Source organism: Collimonas sp. (assembly GCF_039923675.1).
Classification (GTDB): Bacteria; Pseudomonadota; Gammaproteobacteria; order Burkholderiales; family Burkholderiaceae_D; genus Collimonas.
The window spans coordinates 54,444-74,116 of record NZ_JBDTCG010000089.1 but is presented as its reverse complement, the minus strand read 5'-3'; the positions used below and the strand labels follow the sequence as shown (position 1 = coordinate 74,116).

The following is a 19,673-nucleotide window of genomic DNA, read 5'->3' as shown; positions in this document are numbered from 1 at the left end:
TAAGGAAAAACGATGGCTCGATTTTGATTTATGGCCGCGCCAGGATCCTGGCGTGCAGCCATTCGCCGCTGCGGCACAATTCGTCGGTCACCTCCAGCACCAGCCGTTCCACCGCCGCCGCCGCAGTGGTGAGCGGAATATTCTTTGAGGCACATAGCGCCAATGTGCGCGACATTTTCTCGCCGCTGATCGCGCTGATCGCGCTGATCGAATAAGCGGTCATTTCGCCGCGTCGTATCTCCGGCAGCAAGGGCGCCACCGGCAAGATGGTGGCGCCTATGTCGGCCAGGATGGCTGATTTCATGATGGTCACCGAACTGATTTCGATCACGTTTTCCAGCACCAGCCCGGCGGCCCTGGCGACGCTTTCAATGCGTGGACGGACGCCATGCTGCATGCCGGGCAAGATCAGCTTCGCCTTGACGGCGCGGGCCAACGTCACCGAGCGCTTGGTTGTTGCATATTGCGAGCCGGTGCGGGTGATGAACATCATTTCCTCTTCCGCCAGCGGCGTGGTCGCAAACGAGGTCAGCTGGCCGTCGTCAAACAGCACCGCCAGGTTGATGCGGCCGGTCTTCAATTGCTCGATCAGGTTCCCGGTGAGCTCTTCCGTCAGTTGCAGAGAAATGTCCGGATACCTGGCGCGCATCGCAGTCAGCAAAGGCAACGCCAGAATACCCGAAACGCTTTGCGGGATACCGAGGGCGACAGTGCCGGCCGGCCTGTCGGTGGACTGGGCGACGGCGGACCTGGCATCGACCACCTGCTTCAGGATCGCCTGCGCATGTTCGTAGAAAATCTTGCCAGCGTCGGTGGCGATCACGCCTTGCGCGGAACGATGCAGCAGCTGCGCGGCCAGCTCGTCTTCGAGCTGTTTGATCTGCTGGGTCAGCGCCGGCTGGGCGATGTGCAAAACCCGGGCGGCACGCGACAGCGATCCATGATCGACGATGGCGACAAAATAGCGTAACTGACGCAACTCCATAAAGCGCGGACCTCAGTGATGAATGTGTAGATGTAGAGGCCTGGATAGCCCGAAGCTAGTGTAAACGACTTCTTGCAGAACACGCTGGAATCACCGCATAGCCTTTCCCAAAGGGTCCGGCTACAATGCAACTCAGACAAAACCGTCGCCAAGCTGAAAGTTCACCGTCGCGCCTTAGAATCAAATCAATAACTACATCAATAGGCAAAGAGACATGTCAGATAATTCAAGCCCAGCAAGCATTACAGCCGGCAGCGCCTTCGAAACCGCCACCTACGCCAAGGTCACCTGGCGTTTGCTGCCAATGCTATTCCTTTGTTACGTCGCCTCCTACCTGGACCGGGTCAATGTCGGCTTTGCCAAGCTGCAAATGCTGAACGACCTGAAGTTCAGTGAAACCGTCTACGGTCTCGGCGCCGGGATTTTCTTCATCGGCTACTTCATCTTTGAAATCCCCAGCAACATGATCTTGCACCGGGTCGGCGCCCGGCTGTGGATCGCCCGCATCATGATCACCTGGGGCCTGGTTTCCGGCGCCATGGTGTTCGTCGACAGTCCGACCACATTCTATGTAATGCGCTTCCTGCTCGGCGTCGCCGAGGCCGGCTTCTTCCCCGGCGTGATTTTGTACCTGACCTACTGGTACCCAGCCAACCGGCGCGGCAAAATGACGGCGTTGTTCATGACCGGGGTGCCGATCTCGGGCGTCATCGGCGGACCGCTGTCGGGCTGGATCATGAAGGCGATGCCGGGCGTACATGGGCTCGCAGGCTGGCAATGGATGTTCATCCTGGAAGCGATTCCATCGCTGATACTTGGCGGCGTCGTTATTTTTTACTTGCAAGACCGGATCCGCGGCGCCAGCTGGCTGAGCGAAGAAGAAAAGCAGTTACTGGAATCGCAGGTACAGGCTGAAGCCAGCCAGAAGCAAGAGGCGACGCTGGGCCAGATGTTCAGCAATCCGCGCGTCTGGCTGATGGCGCTGATCTATTTCAGTTTCGTCATGGGCCTGTACGGCGTCAGCTTCTGGCTGCCGACGATCATCAAGACCACCGGCGTTACCGACACTTTCAACATCGGCTTGCTGACCGCCATCCCCTATGCGACGGCGGCGGTAGCGATGATCCTGATCGGTCAGAGCGCCGATGCCCGCCGCGAGCGGCGCTGGCATGTGGCGATCCCGGCGCTGCTGGGCAGCATCGGCCTGATCCTGAGCACCGTGTACGATCACAACACCTTGCTGGCAATGTCTGCACTGACGCTCGCGACCGTCGGCATCATCACCGTGCTGCCGCTGTTCTGGAGTCTGCCGACGGCTTTTCTCGGCGGCGCGGCGGCCGCGGCCGGGATTGCATTGATCAATTCGCTGGGCAACCTGGCCGGTTTCGTCAGCCCTTATCTGGTCGGCTGGCTGAAAGACCAGACCCATAGCACCAACAGCGGCATGTACGTGCTGGCGGTGTCACTGTTGCTGGGAGCCGCGCTGACGCTCTCGGTGCCGAAACACCTGGTGAACAAATAAGCCGGTTGACGATCGCATCAACCAGCGCTTGAAAAGGAAGAGCATGGCGACAGAAACACTACTGGAATACAGACCAACGACCAGCGCCGACATGCCATTCCTGATCGCGCTGCGCCACGTCACCATGGACGAGCATTCTGTTCCAGTTTGAACACGCGCAAATCGTTACGATCAAAAGCAAGGACGTCGGGCTGCTGAAAGCCTATCGCGACCCCGGCCAATGGTATATCGCACAAATCCAGATCGCCCCGGAATTCCAGGGGCAAGGGCTGGGCCGGCTGATCCTGGAAAAAATACTGGCCCAGGCTGGCCGCGACAAATTGCCGACGGTGCTAAAAGTATTGGAAGGCAATCCCGCCAAAAAACTGTATGAAGCAGCGGGTTTCAGGCAAACCGGCCAGGAAGGCGTTGAATGTGTGACGTCCTGTCCGCCAGCGTCCGCTCCTGCTTCTAGCGCCGCATAATCATCGCTCGGGGCACACTCAGCATCCTGCATTTCCCCTCCTTCGCTGTACCGAATCCGTGCTTTCGCTAAAAAAACAAAGTGCTTGCATTCGAACTCGTCTTGGATAATAATTTAAATGAGAATCATTACTATTTAAGTCAATTCGATCAAGGAGCATTTGATGATTAGTCCGCGCGAAGCAACAGATGGCACTTCAGTCACGGCAGAGAACTACCGCACTCCGCCCGAGCTCCTGATATCGGCGGTGCTGCATCTTATATCGCAATACAACATGCATAACCTGGCGACCGGCGCCTGCGTGCAATCGGCCCGCACCATTGAACGGCATCTGCGCACGCTGTCCGATTGGCCGGAACTGGCGCCGGTGCTGCGCGCCACTTGCCAGCAGTTGTCCGAGCAATGGACTTCGATGATTGAGCGGGCGCTGCCCAAACAAAAAAACGAGCGTTCGGCATTTATTACGCGCCTGATTTCAGGCACCCGAGCGCTGTAGATATCCACGTGTTTCGACAACATCCCGAAACGTGCCAATGAATTCCCCGGGAAGGGAGTAAATCCGTCTTTTACCCGATCTGAGACGACTAGCGCCGACGACCTGCCCGTTGCTGACGCTAACAGCCAAGTTTCACATCGCGTACCTGACGGAGTGTGTGTCCTTATCGGCATTAGCCAACACTGTGACGGTTTCTCCTCCTGAAACAGTGGCTAGCCAAGCCGTTTTTTTTTAACCAGATTCAGTGCATTCCTACGTTTCCCAGCGGCGTTGTCCTACATTGGAAAAACCGCTTGCAACGTATCATCGGGTTGAATGCAACGCCATTCGCCACTCGAAAAAAGGAACGCATATGTTTACCACCCTGCATCTTACCCCTATCGTTTCGCTGATCGCCGGCGTCCTGATCCTGGCGATTCCAAGATTGCTGAACTACATCATCGCGCTGTATCTGATCGTCATCGGCCTGATCGGCTTGTTTGGCACGCGCTAAATGCGGCCAAGGGGATTTGCTGCCGAAACGCAACATCTTCGCGCATTCCCCACTATTTTCAGCCTGACGCCAACTCATGCTTGACAAGCCTCCGCCTTATCTCATACATTAAGTGCATGTCTTCCCCACGCATCCAATCCCGCTCCCTACTGCAGATTCCTGGCCTGCTGCCAGCTATGCTGCTAGTGCCGCTACTAGCGCTATCGCTACTACGCGCACTATGATCTCGCCCCCGTTCTGACGGGGACACACTGGCAGCAATACCGCCAAACCAAGAAATCACAGTAGTAAAACTGAAATTCCAAACAGGGATTTCGATGTTAAAGAGCCCGATTCCATGTACTGCACGCTGCACTACTCCACGCTTACCCGCACCACCAGCACGCTTGCCGCGATTACCACCGCACGCATTTGCTCGCTATCCCTATCCCTGCTAAAGCTACCGATCGGTTGCCTGGCCTCGCGTTAATTTTTCGAGTGGCAGTCAGGCAACCCTTCTGCCACCGACATATCCGGTTTCGTTTTCCATTCAGTTTTCATCAGCACACACTTAACCCGCTCCCAGAGAGGCTTACCATGATGTTGCATAACCCTGCTGTCAAATATCGCCCTTTTCCGCCGATCCCCTTGAGCGATCGCACCTGGCCCAACCAAGTCATCAGCACGCCGCCAATCTGGATGAGTACCGATCTGCGCGATGGCAACCAGGCCTTGATCGAACCGATGGACGCCGAGCGCAAACTGCGTTTCTTCAAATTACTGGTCAAGATCGGCCTCAAGGAAATCGAAGTCGGCTTTCCTTCCGGATCGCAAACCGACTTCGACTTTGTGCGCAAGCTGATCGAAGAAAACCATATCCCCGACGACGTCACCATCATCGTCCTGACCCAGTCGCGAGAAGACCTGATCCGCCGCACCGTCGATTCGCTCAAGAACGCCAAGCAAGCCATCGTCCACCTGTACAATCCGATCGCGCCGGCCTGGCGCCGCATCGTGTTTGACAAAAGCCGCGATGAAGTCAAGGAAATCGCTGTCTCCGGCACCCGCCTGATCAAGGAATTGACCGACGCCCGTCCGGAAACCCAATGGCGTTATGAATATTCGCCGGAAACCTTCAGCATGGCTGAACTGGATTTTTCCAAGGAAGTCTGCGATGCGGTGGTGGAAGCCTGGCAAGCCACGCCGGCCCGCAAAGTGATCCTCAATTTGCCGACCACCGTCGAGTGCAGCACACCGAATGTGTTTGCCGACCAGATCGAATGGATGCATCGCAACCTGGCCCGGCGCGACGCCACCATTATCAGCGTCCATCCGCATAATGACCGCGGCACCGGCGTCGCCGCCGCTGAATTGGCCGTCATGGCTGGCGCCGACCGGGTTGAAGGCTGCCTGTTCGGTAATGGCGAGCGCACCGGCAATGTCGACCTGGTGACGTTGGCCTTGAACCTGTACACCCAGGGGGTCAATCCCGGCCTCGATTTTTCCGACATCGACGAAGTCCGCCAATGCGTTGAAGACTGCAACCAGATTCCGGTTCATCCACGTCATCCATACGTCGGCGATCTGGTGTTTACGGCCTTCTCCGGTTCCCACCAGGACGCAATCAAAAAAGGCTTCGCCGCGCAAAAGGCCGACGCTATCTGGGAAATCCCTTATTTGCCGATCGACCCTGCCGATCTCGGCCGCAGCTACGACGCCGTGATCCGCGTCAACAGCCAGTCCGGCAAGGGCGGCATGGCTTACCTGCTGGAACAGGAATACGGCCTGGCGATACCGCGCCGGCTGCAAATCGAATTCAGCCGCGCGATCCAGAAAGCCGCCGACGCGACCGGCAAGGAAATCGCCGCCAGCGATATCTACAATATCTTCAAGCAGGAATACCTGGACAAGCAAACGCCCTACGTCTATCGCGGTCACCGCATGAGCGAAGACTCAAGCCAGGCGCAGCCCGTCAAGATCGAAATCGACATCGTGCGCGACGGCCAGGCGCATACCAGCAGCGGCCACGGCAACGGTCCGATCGATGCTTTTGTCAATGCGCTGGGCCTGGATATCAAGTTGATGGATTTCCATGAGCACGCCATCAGCGCCGGCGCCGATGCACAAGCCGCCAGCTATATTGAGCTGCGCCTGAACGACGCGCCTACCGGTTTCGGGGTCGGCATCGACGCCAATACCTTGACCGCATCGTTCAAAGCGATCCTGAGCGCAGTCAACCGTCAGATTGAAATTGCCGGCCACGCCGCCAACCAGGAAATCGGCAGCAGCGCTGCAGCGGCATAAGGAGCGTTTTTTCCTTTCGGTTGCGGTGGCGATCACACGGCAGCCGGGCATCGTGCAAGCCGGGTATTACCGTATTTTTGGCTTTCGCCAGCGTAGCCGGGCATCAGTTATCACTGATTGCCCGTCACGCTACAACTAATCAAACGCTGTCATGAGCAGCGGACGAAAAAAACCGCTACCTGATATCAGGCAGCGGTTTTTTTATGCGAGCCGGTACGGGTTACTTAATCAAGCGTAAGCTGCTGCGCTGGTCAGGGCGCCGATGCGCGAGCGTGCTGCGACAAAACCGGCTTCTTTGGCTTCAGGGCCATAGTTCAGGCCATCCGCACGCACCACGTTGATGTCGGTGATGCCGAGGAAACCGAACACCACTTTCAGATACTCTTCGTGGGCGATGCCAGTCGGCGTGCCGGCATGCTTGCCGCCAGAAGTCGAGACGATGATGACGCGCTTGCCCTTGGCCAGGCCTTCAGGGCCTGTTTCCGAGTAGCGGAAAGTCACGCCGGCCACGCAGATCTGGTCGATCCATGCCTTGAGCTGGGTCGGGATCGTAAAGTTGTACATCGGCGCGCCGATCACAATCACGTCCGCCGCCAGGAATTCATTGAGAATTGCTTCGTTCAGTTCCACTTCCAGCTTTTGCGCCAGGTTGCGCTTTTCTGCAGGCGTGCCTTTGGCGGCAAACGTCGCGCCGGACAGATGGACGGTAACGTCTTTACCCAGATCGCGATAGGTCAGGTCAAGGTCTGCATCCGCGGCTTGCAGGGTCGCCACTACTTCGCGGGTCAGTTGGCGTGAAGCTGAAGCGTCGCCGAGAATGCTGGAGTCGATATGTAAGAGTTTCATGATATACGCCGTTCGATAAAATTAAGAGTGGGTCAAAATCTATAGCGATCCGTAATATTTCGATGCCAGAGAGTTTGATAAAAACCTGTGATTCGCTACATCTTGAATCATTGAGCACATCGTAACTCCGCATCAAAAATAGAACTAGTCATTAAAAATAAGATATATTGTTCTACATACAGAACAATGGATGACGACCATGCAAGATTTGAACGACCTCTATTTTTTCGCCAACGTGGTCCAGCAAGGTGGCTTTACTGCTGCCGGACGCAGCCTGGGCATTCCGAAATCGCGCTTGTCGCGCCGTATTTCAGAGCTGGAAATCCGGCTGGGCGCACGCTTGCTACAGCGCAACACGCGCGGCATCTCGCTCACCGATCTCGGCAGCCGCTACTACCTGCATTGCCAGGAAGTCATTGCCGCTGCCGAGGCAGCCGAGCTGGCCGTTACCAGCTCGCTTGCCGAGCCCAGCGGTACCGTGCGGGTAAGCTGTGCGGTGGCGATTGCGCAGTCTGAGATGGCCTTCGCACTGCCGTCGTTCCTGCTGCGGTATCCCAAAGTGAATATCGATTTGCTGTTTACCAACCGCCGCATCAACCTGCTGGAAGAAGGAGTCGACGTCGCGGTGCGCGTAAGAACGACCGATGACGAGGACCCGAATCTTGCCACCCGGCGCTTGCGGGCAGCCTCGGCAGTCTTGGTAGCGGCGCCGGAACTGATGGCCAGATATCCCGCACCGAAACATCCGCGCGACCTGGCAAAGCTGCCCTTTCTCGGCGCCACCGAACATGACCGTCGCATCCACCTTATCCTGGACGGGCCGGATAAGGAGCGTTACGAGCTGGTGGCTGAACCAAGACTGGCGGTTGAGGATTTTGCGCTGCGCAAACGGGCGGCGCTAAGCAGCCTGGGCCTGACCATGCTGCCCACCGACTATTGCAGCGAGGAAGTAGAAAGTGGCCAATTGGTGCACGTGCTGCCAGGCTGGACCATGCCGTCCGGCCATCTGCAGATCGTCTATCCGACCCAACGCGGTTTGCTGCCGGCGGTGCGGGTGTTCGTTGATTTCCTGATCGAGCAATTAAGCAAGGAACAGATTTTCCCCAACTGCAAGAATTAAAAACCCGGATTCAAGAACGCGCCAGGCGAATCCCGCTAAACTGCCAGCGCGCAGTCGCCGGGAAAAAATTACGGTAACTCAGGCGTGCATGGCCGGCCGGCGTCGCTGCCGAGGAGCCACGCAACACATACTGGTTGACCATGAACTTGCCGTTGTATTCGCCCACCGCACCTGGCAACGCGACGTAGCCGGGATATGGCGCATAACTGCTGGTGGTCCATTGCCAGGCGACGCCGAAATAATCGGCTTGCGGCGCGGTGCTTGAACATGCTGCGGCGCATTCCCATTCGGCCTCGGTCGGCAAACGGGCGCCGGCCCAGCGCGCATAAGCCTCAGCTTCGTAGAAAGAGAGATGCGCGACCGCCTCATGCGCGGCCAGCGGCTGCAAGCCATGCAAGGTAAATTCACGCCAGGCGGAATCAAATTGTGCGTGGGCATTCTGCCAGTACAGCGGCCGCGTGATTTTCTCGTGCATCACCCAGTCCCAGCCGGCAGATAGCCATAACAAGGGATTTCTATAGCCACCATCTTCGACGAACGCCAGATATTCGCCATTGCTGACCAGCCGCGACGCCATCGAAAACGGTTCGACAAACTGCCGGTGACGTGGCGTTTCATTGTCGAAAAAGAAGCCCTGCCCGTTGTGTCCGACTTCAACAATCCCCGATTTGAACGATTGCCATTGCAGGGCGCCGACAGTCCGCTCCGCTGCTACTTCGGCCATCGCGCTGGAGGGAAGATAAGGCGGCAGCAAGGGATTCATTGCCAGCAGATGCTTGATATCGGTCACCAGTAATTCCTGATGCTGCTGCTCGTGCTGCAAACCCAGTTCGACCAGCATCGCCAGCTCGCATGCCGCCTCCGGCGCCAGAGTTTGCGCCAGCAAGGCCAGCAGGCGCTGATCGACGTTTTGGCGATAAGCCAGCACCTCGTCCAGCGCGGGCCGCGTGATCAAGCCGCGCTGGGCCCGCGGGTGCTTGTCTCCGACTCCTTCGTAATAGGAATTGAACAGGACCCGGAAGGCCGGATGAAACGGCCGGAAACCAGCCTCGAAACGTTCCAGGATAAATGTCTCGAAAAACCAGGTGGTATGCGCCAGATGCCATTTGGCAGGACTGGCGTCGGGCATCGATTGCACGCAGCAATCCTCTGTCGACAAGGGCTGCACCAACCGGCAAGACTGCGCGCGCACGCTGGAAAATGCCTGCGCTAAATCAGTCATCGCCCGGTGGCCGGTTTCAGCTGTCACGACTTGTGTCGCCATATCCATTGCAATTCCGTTTCCGTATGACTCGTTCAAACTACTCGCTCAAGTAACCTGTGCATGGCACACCATGAACCAGTTGCGCTCGTCGCTCCAGGTCTGCACCTTGCCAAACCCGGCTTGCTGCAGCATGTCGATAAAGCCTTGCCGTGAGTATTTATAACTGCTCTCAGTGTGGATGCGTTCACCTTGCGCAAAGCGCCGGATGCCGCCTTGCCGCCAATGGACGATGAGGTCCTCGCGCGCCTCCAGGTGCATTTCAATCCGATGCTGTTCCTCATTATAGAAAGCCCGGTGACGCCAGTCTTGCGGTCGGAAATCGGCGTCCAGCAAACGATTCAGATGATTCAGCAGATTCAGGTTGAAGGCCGCGGTAACCCCCAGCGCATCGTCATAGGCGGCATCCAGAATAGGCTTGTCCTTGACCAGGTCGACCCCGATCAGCAGGCCACCATCGCTGCCGGCGATGGCTTTGCGGATCTGGTGCAAGAATTTCAAAGACTCCAAAGGCGCGAAATTGCCGATCGATGAACCTGGGTAAAAAAACTGCCGTCGACGTAATCCTATTGCCGGCGGCAATTCCAGTTCGGAAGAGAAATCCATGCCGAGGCAAGTCATCTTTATCTGCGGGAATTGCTGGCGCAGCGCACTGACGGCCTCCTGCAAGAATTTCTCGGAGATATCGACCGCAACATACTGCTTCGGCCGCAGGCTGGGAAACAGGCGCGCCGCCTTGCTGCAATTTCCCGCCCCGAGGTCGATCAGGGTTGCATCGGCACCGACCGCAACCGCAATCTGGCTGGCATGGTGCTCGAAGATCGCCGCTTCTGTGCGCGTCGGATAATACTCGGGCAATTCGCAAATTGCCGCAAACAAGCGCGAGCCGAGAACGTCGTAAAGGTATTTCGGCGAGACATGCGCATGCGGCGCCAGCAAACCGGCGACCAGCTGCTGTTCAACCTCGTCTTGCGCCACGCAGTTTTCCGGGGGCGCTGATTGTCGCAGTTGGGCCAAGGGATTCTCCTGAGATGGCAATCATGGGAACGACATATTTAGTTGCTTGTTCAGCCACAAAAATTCAGGCTCTCCGTAGCGTGATCCTGCGTCCACGCGCAACATCCACTACACTAGCAAACTGCTGGTCATACGCTAGGCATTGAACAAGTATATCGATATTCGATAAAGCGTTGAAGTTCCCTTTGAATACGCGGCAAAGTGCGCTCGATCTCTTAACCGGCTGCAACATGAATACGTGGTATACCGCTACAGACATTTTCCGCAATCCGCTGGCGTGCTGTAGGATCGCAGCTTGACGCAGATACCAGATAAACCGCAATGAACCGTAATAAATCACAATAAGCCGCAAGACCGGACTTAGGGCTCAGCGGCCGCCCACACAGAATCCAACATGACAACCATAACTTCCAAAGAACCTCAAAAACGCAGTCTGGGCACACTCATCGGCTTGGTTCCTTTCCTGGCTCCCTACAAACGACAGTTTGCGATGGCCAGCATTGCGCTGCTGGTGGCGGCCGGCGCCACCCTGGCGATTCCGTATGCATTCCGGCAAATGATCGATCTCGGATTCAGCACCGGCGGGATCCAGGGCGCCAGCCATATCGACATGTATTTCCTGGCGCTGTTCGGCGTCGCCTGTGTCTTGGGCGTGGCCACTGCCGCGCGCTTTTACATGGTGTCCTGGCTCGGCGAAAGAGTCACCGCCGACCTGCGCAGCGCGGTGTATTCGCATGTGGTGACGCAGAGCCCGCAATTCTTTGAGACCACCAAGACCGGCGAAGTGCTGTCGCGCATCACCACCGACACCACGCTGATCCAGGCGCTGGTCGGCACCAGCATCTCGATGGCGCTGCGGAATGCCTTGCTGTTCATCGGCGGCATGGTCATGCTGTTCATTACCAGCGTCAAGCTGAGCGCGATCATCCTGGTGATGCTGGCCTTGGTGGTGCTGCCGATCGTCTGGTACGGCCGGCGCGTGCGCAAGCTGTCGCGCGATTCGCAAGACCGGGTCGCCGACGCGTCGGCGATGGCGGGAGAAATCCTCAACGCCATGCCGACCGTGCAAGCCTTCACCCATGAAAACATCGAGGCGCAACGCTTCGATATCTCGATCGAAAACGCCTTCAGCACTGCGATGGAACGCATACGCGCCCGTTCGCTGCTGACCATGATGGCGATCCTGCTGGTGTTCGGCGCGATTGTCTTCGTGCTGTGGCTGGGCGCACATGCCGTGGTCCAGGGCCGCATGAGCGGCGGCGAACTGGGCCAGTTCATCCTGTACGCCGCCCTGCTGGCCGGTTCTATCGGCGCTCTGGCCGAAGTCATGGGCGACGCCCAGCGCGCCGCCGGCGCTACCGAGCGTTTGCTGGAATTATTGGCGGCGCAATCGCCGGTGCAATCGGTGCTGCTGCCGGACTCGCTGCCGCCACGCACTGAACAGGGCGCGGCGCTGATGCTTGAAAACATCGGCTTCCGTTATCCGTCACGGCCGGAGAGCGCGGCGCTGCACGGCTTGTCACTGGATATCCGGCCAGGTGAAACAGTGGCCGTGGTCGGTCCTTCGGGGGCCGGCAAGACCACCCTGTTCCAACTGCTGCTACGTTTCTATGATCCGCAAGAAGGCAGCATCAAGCTCGATGGGGTCGACATAAAGTATCTCGACCTGCATACCTTGCGCGAAGCGATCGGCATAGTGCCGCAAGACACCATCATTTTTTCCGCCAACGCGATGGAAAACATCCGCTATGGCCGGGTCGGCGCTACGGACGCCGAAGTGATCGCTGCGGCAAAAATGGCGGCGGCGCACGAATTCATCGAACGCTTGCCGGAGGGTTACCAGGCTTTCCTCGGCGAACGCGGCGTGCGTTTGTCAGGCGGCCAGCGCCAGCGCATCGCGATTGCGCGCGCCTTGCTGAAAAATCCGCCCTTGCTGCTGTTGGACGAAGCCACCAGCGCGCTCGATGCCGAATCGGAACGCGCGGTGCAAGGTGCGCTGGAAGCAGCAATGGTCGGCCGCACCACGCTGGTCATCGCGCATCGCTTGGCGACCGTGCAACGCGCCGACCGCATCATCGTGCTGGAGCACGGTCATGTGGTCGAAACCGGCAACCATGCCGAACTGGTCGCGCAAAACGGTTTGTACGCCAGCCTGGCGGCGCTGCAGTTCAATATTCACACCGACTCGTAAACGAAGCGGCCATCTCCAGATAACAGGAAAAGACCATGAGCATCTTATTTTCTCCCTTGACATTACGCAGCGTGACGCTAGCCAACCGGATTGCCGTTGCGCCCATGTGCCAGTACTCGGCGGAAGGCGGCTTTGCCAATGACTGGCACCTGGTGCACCTGGGCAGCCGCGCTGTCGGCGGCGCCGGCCTGATCATCTTTGAAGCCAGCGCGGTAGTGCCGCAGGGCCGTATCTCGCCACAGGACCTGGGCATCTGGAAAGACGAGCATATCGCGCCGCTGAGCCGCATCACCCGCTTTATCGAACAGCAAGGGGTAGTCGCCGGCATCCAGCTGGCGCATGCAGGCCGCAAAGCCAGCGTCTGGCGTCCATGGGAAGAACAGCAAGGCCGGGTCGAGCCGGAACAAGGCGGCTGGCACACGGAGGGGCCATCGGCGATTCCTTTTGACGTCAGCTATACCACGCCGACCGCGCTGACCATCGACGGCATCAAGGGCGTGGTCCAGGCCTTCGCCGACGCCGCGGTACGCGCGCACAAGGCTGGCTTCAAGGTAGTTGAGATCCACGCTGCGCACGGCTACCTGCTGCATCAGTTCCTGTCGCCGGTCAGCAACCAGCGCAGCGACGAATATGGCGGCTCGTTTGAAAATCGCGCGCGGCTGGTGCTGGAAGTGGTGGCGGCGGTACGCAAGGTCTGGCCGCAGGAACTGCCATTGCTGGTGCGTCTGTCAGCCACCGACTGGATCGAAGGCGGCTGGAACGACGACGAAACGGTCGCATTGAGCCGCTTGTTGCGCGAGGCTGGAGTCGATCTGATCGACGTCTCCAGCGGCGGCAATATCGCCAGCGCCAGCATTCCGGTCGGCCCCGGTTACCAGACCAAGTTTGCGGCAAGGGTCAAGCACGAAGCCGGTATCGCCAGCGGCACGGTCGGCATGATTACCGATCCGGGCCAAGCCGAGCACATTCTGCGCACCGAGCAAGCCGACCTGGTGCTGATGGCGCGTGAACTGCTGCGCGATCCGTACTGGCCCTTGCATGCGGCCGACGCGCTGCATGACGTCACATCGTGGGCACCACAATACATGCGTGCGACTTCACGCAAATCGCCGCAACGGCCGAATGTGGATTACAGCGAAAAATAAACTGAAGTGTGAATCGAGACCGGGACCGATATCGGGACCGGTGCTGCAAACGTTTAGAGACTATGCGGCACCGGCTGTTTTGCCGAGGTTTTTCCCAGGCCTGCCGCCACTTCGGCAATCAGGCGCCGCAGCCACACCACATCCGGCGCTACGTGCGAACGCGCATGCCACAGCATGTAGAAACGCATCTTCGGCATATCAAACGGCAGCGTAAACATGCCGATCGGCCAGTCTTCGATGATGTGTTCGGCAAACTGGCGGCCGGTGGTAAAGATCAGATCGGATTTCGACAACACGTGCGGCACCAGTGCGAAATACGGAATGGTCACCTGCACGTTACGCTTCAAGCCCTGCTCGGCCAGCGCAGCATCAATGCCGCTGCGGTGCCCTTCTATGTATGGCGTAGGCGCCAGGTGCGGCATTTCCAGATAGTATTTCAGGGTCAGGCCCTTCTTGGCCACCGGATGATCGCGGTGCATCATGCACACTACGTCGTCATCAAACAATTGCGCCAGATGCAGGTGCTCGGGCGGATCCGGCCAGTTGCCGATCACCATGTCGAAACGTCCGGTTTCCAGCGCGCTGGCGTAGTCCAGGTTGGCGTCCAGCGCATGCACCATCAGGCTGGCGCCCGGAGCGCGTTTGCGCAACTGCTCGATGATCGACGGGATCAGCAGCATGTTCAGATAGTCCGGCGTGCCGATGTGGAATACGCGCGCGGTGCTGTCGGCCTCGAACGCGGCCACCGGCGCCGCGATTTTTTCAATGACTTCCAGACCTTGTTTCGCCAGCGCCAGCAACTCTTGTCCGCGTTCGGTCGGCACCATGCCGGTCTTGCCGCGCACCAGGATGGCGTCGCCGGTCAGTTCACGCAAACGCTTGAGCGTATTGCTGATGGTCGGCTGCGACTGGCCCAGCTTGATGGCAGTGCGCGAGACACTCTTCTCCACCAGCAAAGTGTGCAGCACACGCAGCAGGTAGGTATCAAGATGGTGGTTGGTGCGGGATGTCATGGGCGGCGCTAAAAAGGGTAGGAAATGTCAACTTTCAAACGAATGTGAAAGTTGCACAGTAAACCCCTTCAGCATAACGGATATATGTATACCTGAATAGACATCGATAAAGCACGACTGGATAACTCCCAAGTATCGAATCCACTCGATTTTTGATGATATTCATGAAAAATAGTCGATTTATACCGAATTAGACGACCGGTCTAATTTTGATCTATAATGCATGCATCATGCGAACAAATTACGACACCACCAAGCGCCACATCCTCGACGCAGGACAAAAAATCATTGCCGTCAAAGGCTTCTCAGGGGTCGGATTAAGCGAGATCCTGAGCGCGGCAGCGATTCCCAAAGGATCGTTCTATCACTACTTCGGCTCGAAAGAGCAATACGGCCGCGAGTTGATGGAGCAGTATGTCGAAGATTACCTGCAGGCGCTGGACCAGGTCCTGCAAATTGCGGTGCAACCCACATCCGCAGCACGCCGGGAACCGGCCCGGGAGCGCCTGTTGCGTTACTGGAGTCACTGGCTGGAAACCCAATCCGGCGCTGAAGCCATGCACAAATGCCTGGTGGTGAAGCTCAGCGCCGAAGTCGCCGACCTCTCGGAAGACATGCGCCTGGTCTTGTGCGACGGCACGCGGCAAGTCATGGTGCGCCTCGCCGACTGTATCGCCGAAGGGATTGCTGACGGCTCCCTGCGGGTCGAACTGGAGCCGCAGAAAACAGCGCAAATGCTGTACCAGTTATGGCTGGGTGCAAGTCTCCTGGCCAAACTCCAGCGTGACCGCAGTCCGCTCGAAACTGCCATGGAGATTACCATCAACACCCTGGCCTCGCCCTGATCCGTCCTCATACCGCAACCACACACGCTTGTGTACTAGCAAGCGTAGCCGTTTTTATCGCTCAACTATAAGAGCTGCTTACTTCCCAAAGGAAACCACATGCTGAATTTTGAATTCTATAATCCCACCAAAATCGTCTTTGGCCGCGACACCATCGCCAAACTGTCAACGCTGGTGCCACAAGACGCCCGTGTCCTGATCTTGTTCGGCGGCGCCAGCGCCCAGAAAACCGGCACCCTGGCGGAAGTCAAGGCTGCGCTCGGCAATCGCGAAGTCCACGAATTCGCCGGCATCGAGCCGAATCCAAGCTACGAAACCCTGATGCGGGCCGTGGAACAGGTACGCGCCAAGAAGATCGACTTCCTGCTGGCGGTTGGCGGCGGCTCTGTCATCGACGGCACCAAGTTTGTCGCTGCAGCGGCGAATTTTGAAGGCGAAGCCTGGGATATCGCAGTCAAACGCGGCACCAACATCACTAGCGCCCTGCCCTTCGGCAGTGTGCTGACCTTGCCTGCAACCGGTTCGGAAATGAATAACGGCGGCGTTGTTACCCGCAAATCGATACAAGCCAAGCTGGCCTTCCATAGCCCGCTGGTATTTCCGCAATTTTCGATTCTCGATCCGACCAAGACCTTCACCCTGCCGCCGCGGCAGATCGCCAATGGCGTGGTCGATGCTTTCGTCCACACCATCGAGCAGTACCTGACCTACCCGGTGCAAGGCCAAGTGCAAGACCGTTTCGCCGAAGGCTTGCTGCTGAGCCTGATCGAAACCGGACCGAAGGTACTGGCCGAACCCAACGACTACGACGCCCGCGCCAACCTGATGTGGGTGGCGACGCTGGCGCTCAACGGCTTGATCGGCGCCGGTGTGCCGCAAGACTGGGCTACGCACATGATCGGCCATGAGCTGACCGCACAATACGATATCGACCATGCGCGCACCCTGGCCATCGTGCTGCCGTCATTGCTGGCGGTACGCCGTGACAGCAAACGTGCCAAACTGCTGCAATACGCCGAGCGCGTCTGGCAGATTACCGAAGGCAGCGAAGATGCGCGTATCGACCTCGCCATCGAACGCACCCGCGCATTCTTTGAAAGCATGGGCATCAAGACCCGCCTGTCGGACTATGAACTGAGCCAGCCAGCCGTCGAAACCGTGCTGGAACAACTCAAGCAGCACGGCATGACCCGGCTCGGCGAGCACCAGGACCATACGCTGGACGTCAGCCGCAAGATCCTCGAAGCAGCGCTGTAAGACTAGGCTTCAATTCAAGTTTCAATCTGCGCTTCAATTTTTCTTGACTACGCTTTACTGATTCCGCCCGCGCCGGCAAGACACCGCCGGCGCTCATCCCACTGAAGGAGTAGCGAACATGTCACAAAGTAAAACAATCAATCGCCGTATCTTGCTCGCCTCGCGCCCGCATGGCGCCCCGACTGCCGAGAATTTCAAACTGGATCAAAGTCCTGTGCCGACGCCGGCCAGCGGTCAAGTGCTGCTGCGCACCGTCTATCTATCGCTTGATCCGTACATGCGCGGACGCATGAGCGACGCCCCGTCCTATGCCGCGCCGGTCGAAGTCGGCGCGGTCATGGTAGGCGGCACGGTATCCAAGATCGAAGTGTCCGAACACCCTGATTACAAAGCAGGCGACCTGGTGCTGAGCTACAGCGGCTGGCAAGACTATGCGCTGTCCGACGGCAAAGGCCTGACCAGGCTCGACCCGAAACTGGGCAAGCCATCCTATGCACTAGGCTTGCTTGGCATGCCCGGCTTCACCGCCTACATGGGCCTGCTCGATATCGGCCAGCCGCAAGCCGGTGAAACCGTGGTGGTGGCAGCCGCCACCGGCGCGGTCGGCTCGGTGGTCGGCCAGATTGCCAAACTCAAGGGTTGCCGCGTGGTCGGGATTGCCGGCGGCGCCGACAAGTGCAACTATGCGGTCGAGGAACTAGGTTTCGATGCCTGTATCAACCATCGCGCCGCCGATTTTCCACAACAGCTTGCCGCCGCTTGCAGCAAAGGCATCGACGTCTATTTTGAAAACGTCGGCGGCGCCGTGTTCGAGGCAGTCCTGCCATTGCTGAATGTCCGCGCCCGGGTGCCGCTGTGCGGCATGATCGCCAGCTACAACGCCACCGGCAAACCGGAAGGCCCGGATCACCTGCCATCGCTGATGCGGCGCCTGCTGACCCGCCGTATCAAACTGCAAGGCTTCATCATCTTTGACGACTACGGCCATCGCTATCCGGAATTTTTCAAGGAAATGAGCGGCTGGATTGTTGCCGGCAAGATGAAATACCGTGAAGATATCGTCGACGGCCTGGAGAATGCGCCGCAAGCCTTTATCGGCCTGCTGGAAGGTAAGAACTTCGGCAAGCTGGTGATACGCAGCGGCGATGAATAAGCGTTCAATTTAAATTTTTCCTATCGCAATGCAAAAGGAACTCGCATGAACATATTAATGGTATTGACCTCGCACGACCAACTGGGCGACACAGGCAAGAAAACCGGCTTCTGGCTGGAAGAGTTTGCCGCGCCCTACTACGCTTTCCTGGATGCCGGCGCCAAGCTCACCCTGGCTTCGCCGCACGGCGGCCAGCCGCCGCTGGACCCGAAAAGCGACGAACCGGATGCACAAACCGGGGCCACCGAACGCTTCCGCAAAGACAGCGCCGCGCAAGCTGCACTGGCATCAACCATCAAGTTGTCGACGGCGCAAGCCAGCGCTTACGACGCGGTGTTTTACCCAGGCGGCCACGGCCCGCTGTGGGACTTGGCGGAAGACAAGGATTCGATCGCACTGATCGAAACGATGTATGCCGCAGGCAAGCCGGTATCGGCAGTCTGCCATGCGCCAGGTGTACTGCGCCATGCACGCGCTGTGGATGGTTCGCCGCTGGTCAAGGGCAAGAAAGTCACCGGCTTTTCGGATAGTGAAGAAGCAGCGGTGCAACTGACCGATATTGTGCCGTTTCTGGTGGAAGCTGAATTGAAGAAGCTGGGCGGGAATTACAGCAAGGTTGCGGATTGGGGTAGCTATGCGGTGGTGGATGGCAATCTGATTACCGGGCAGAATCCGGCGTCTTCGGTTGCAGTGGCGGAGCAGGTGTTAACGCTACTGGCGTAATACAGGCAAGCGTAAGCCAGCGCTATATTCAATACGCAGTTTGATGGATAAAGCCGATTACTCGTCAAACTGCATACCGACAAAATCCAGATGCACGTGCATGGCCCGGAAGGCAGCGTCTGGCGCTCGCTCGCAAATCGCCTGCCAGATTGCCTCGTGCTGCGCCATCCGCGCGTAGGTAAACTCTGCGGCATGCGCGGCGTCGTTGTTAGCTTCATAGGTATTGCGGGTAATGTGATCGCGCAGCATCCTGACTACGCTGCCGTGAAAATGCCGGTACATGGCGTTATGTGTGGCAGCAGCAAGGGCGGCGTGAAATTCGGCGTCGGTAATCGCTTCCGCTTCGACATTGTGCTGCGCCACCGCATTGCGCATGCGCTGCAGGATTTCAGCAATCTTCCCATGTTCTTCCTCAGTCGCCCTCTCGGCTGCCAGTCCAGCGGCCGCACATTCAAAAATACGGCGAAACTCCAGCATATCTCCCCGCAGCGGCGGATGATCCGCCAGCAACTGCATCCAGGGCGCAGCCAGACCTTGGGATAAACGATTCACGACAAACACGCCAGCACCCCTGCGGCTGCTAAGCAAGCCACGCGCACTTAATTGTTGTATCGCTTCCCGCAACGTGGAACGCGATACGCCCAAGCTCTGCGCCAACGTCCGCTCGGACGGAATGCGGCTGTCGGTCGCCCAACTGCCATCCAGGATTTTTGACTGCATGCTCTGCAAAACCATTCTGAGCGTTTGACTGCCGCCGTTGCCGCTAGTCCGGCTATGTATCCCGCTATTGCTCATGCGCTCCCCCGAATTGGTCTGACCAGTTTGTGATTATCTCCCGGCTCCGGCATGATTGGCAAATA

At 58.1% G+C, this 19,673-nt stretch carries 17 protein-coding genes; 11 read left to right on the top strand and 6 right to left on the bottom strand.

Annotated elements, in window-relative coordinates:
- Positions 1–28: 28 nt before the first annotated feature.
- A complete protein-coding gene (locus ABI171_RS19180; RefSeq protein ID WP_348094134.1) occupies positions 29–985 on the bottom strand; it encodes a LysR substrate-binding domain-containing protein in 957 nt (318 codons plus the stop codon).
- Positions 986–1,199: 214 nt separating this feature from the next.
- On the opposite strand from ABI171_RS19180, the gene ABI171_RS19175 reads away from it, so the two are divergent.
- The 4 genes from ABI171_RS19175 to leuA all read left to right on the top strand — a co-directional run bounded on the left by ABI171_RS19175 (position 1,200) and on the right by leuA (position 6,242).
- Positions 1,200–2,507: an MFS transporter gene (locus ABI171_RS19175; RefSeq protein WP_348094133.1), complete on the top strand. Its 1,308-nt coding sequence runs from the start codon at positions 1,200–1,202 to the stop codon at positions 2,505–2,507.
- Positions 2,508–3,133: 626 nt separating this feature from the next.
- Positions 3,134–3,466, top strand: a complete 333-nt coding sequence (locus tag ABI171_RS19170; RefSeq protein ID WP_348094132.1) for a hypothetical protein — start codon at positions 3,134–3,136, stop codon at positions 3,464–3,466.
- A 352-nt stretch (positions 3,467–3,818) separates the two neighbouring features.
- On the top strand, positions 3,819–3,959 hold the full coding sequence (locus ABI171_RS19165) for a DUF3096 domain-containing protein (RefSeq protein WP_082792731.1): 141 nt from the start codon (positions 3,819–3,821) through the stop codon (positions 3,957–3,959).
- 576 nt (positions 3,960–4,535) lie between these two features.
- A complete protein-coding gene (leuA, locus tag ABI171_RS19160; RefSeq protein WP_348094131.1) occupies positions 4,536–6,242 on the top strand; it encodes a 2-isopropylmalate synthase in 1,707 nt (568 codons plus the stop codon).
- A 228-nt stretch (positions 6,243–6,470) separates the two neighbouring features.
- Here the strand turns inward: leuA and ABI171_RS19155 are convergent, their stop codons facing one another.
- A complete protein-coding gene (locus ABI171_RS19155; protein ID WP_348094130.1) occupies positions 6,471–7,088 on the bottom strand; it encodes an FMN-dependent NADH-azoreductase in 618 nt (205 codons plus the stop codon).
- A 190-nt stretch (positions 7,089–7,278) separates the two neighbouring features.
- On the opposite strand from ABI171_RS19155, the gene ABI171_RS19150 reads away from it, so the two are divergent.
- On the top strand, positions 7,279–8,208 hold the full coding sequence (locus ABI171_RS19150; RefSeq protein ID WP_348099340.1) for a LysR family transcriptional regulator: 930 nt from the start codon (positions 7,279–7,281) through the stop codon (positions 8,206–8,208).
- A 10-nt stretch (positions 8,209–8,218) separates the two neighbouring features.
- Here ABI171_RS19150 and egtB read toward each other — a convergent pair whose 3' ends face one another.
- Positions 8,219–9,430 (bottom strand): ergothioneine biosynthesis protein EgtB, encoded by a 1,212-nt coding sequence (gene egtB / locus ABI171_RS19145; RefSeq protein ID WP_348094189.1) that lies wholly within the window; start codon positions 9,428–9,430, stop codon positions 8,219–8,221.
- An 87-nt stretch (positions 9,431–9,517) separates the two neighbouring features.
- The gene (gene egtD, locus ABI171_RS19140; RefSeq protein ID WP_348094128.1) at positions 9,518–10,486 is read right to left on the bottom strand and encodes an L-histidine N(alpha)-methyltransferase; all 969 of its coding nucleotides are present in this window, start codon (positions 10,484–10,486) and stop codon (positions 9,518–9,520) included.
- A gap of 394 nt (positions 10,487–10,880) precedes the next feature.
- On the opposite strand from egtD, the gene ABI171_RS19135 reads away from it, so the two are divergent.
- Positions 10,881–12,677: an ABC transporter transmembrane domain-containing protein gene (locus tag ABI171_RS19135; protein ID WP_348094127.1), complete on the top strand. Its 1,797-nt coding sequence runs from the start codon at positions 10,881–10,883 to the stop codon at positions 12,675–12,677.
- 35 nt (positions 12,678–12,712) lie between these two features.
- Positions 12,713–13,822: an NADH:flavin oxidoreductase/NADH oxidase gene (locus tag ABI171_RS19130; RefSeq protein ID WP_348094126.1), complete on the top strand. Its 1,110-nt coding sequence runs from the start codon at positions 12,713–12,715 to the stop codon at positions 13,820–13,822.
- A 53-nt stretch (positions 13,823–13,875) separates the two neighbouring features.
- Here ABI171_RS19130 and ABI171_RS19125 read toward each other — a convergent pair whose 3' ends face one another.
- Positions 13,876–14,835 (bottom strand): LysR family transcriptional regulator, encoded by a 960-nt coding sequence (locus tag ABI171_RS19125; RefSeq protein ID WP_348094125.1) that lies wholly within the window; start codon positions 14,833–14,835, stop codon positions 13,876–13,878.
- Between the two features lie 230 nt (positions 14,836–15,065).
- Between ABI171_RS19125 and ABI171_RS19120 the strand changes: the two genes are divergently transcribed.
- From ABI171_RS19120 to ABI171_RS19105, 4 genes are all read left to right on the top strand, one after another.
- Positions 15,066–15,680: a TetR/AcrR family transcriptional regulator gene (locus tag ABI171_RS19120; protein ID WP_348094124.1), complete on the top strand. Its 615-nt coding sequence runs from the start codon at positions 15,066–15,068 to the stop codon at positions 15,678–15,680.
- Positions 15,681–15,779: 99 nt separating this feature from the next.
- Positions 15,780–16,937, top strand: coding sequence for an iron-containing alcohol dehydrogenase (locus ABI171_RS19115; protein WP_348094123.1), 1,158 nt, complete (start codon positions 15,780–15,782; stop codon positions 16,935–16,937).
- Positions 16,938–17,055: 118 nt separating this feature from the next.
- Positions 17,056–18,090 (top strand): NADP-dependent oxidoreductase, encoded by a 1,035-nt coding sequence (locus tag ABI171_RS19110; RefSeq protein ID WP_348094122.1) that lies wholly within the window; start codon positions 17,056–17,058, stop codon positions 18,088–18,090.
- A gap of 45 nt (positions 18,091–18,135) precedes the next feature.
- Positions 18,136–18,813 (top strand): type 1 glutamine amidotransferase domain-containing protein, encoded by a 678-nt coding sequence (locus ABI171_RS19105; RefSeq protein WP_348094121.1) that lies wholly within the window; start codon positions 18,136–18,138, stop codon positions 18,811–18,813.
- A 57-nt stretch (positions 18,814–18,870) separates the two neighbouring features.
- On the opposite strand, the gene ABI171_RS19100 is transcribed toward ABI171_RS19105, so the two are convergent.
- Positions 18,871–19,548, bottom strand: coding sequence for an FCD domain-containing protein (locus tag ABI171_RS19100; RefSeq protein WP_348094120.1), 678 nt, complete (start codon positions 19,546–19,548; stop codon positions 18,871–18,873).
- Positions 19,549–19,673 lie beyond the last annotated feature (125 nt).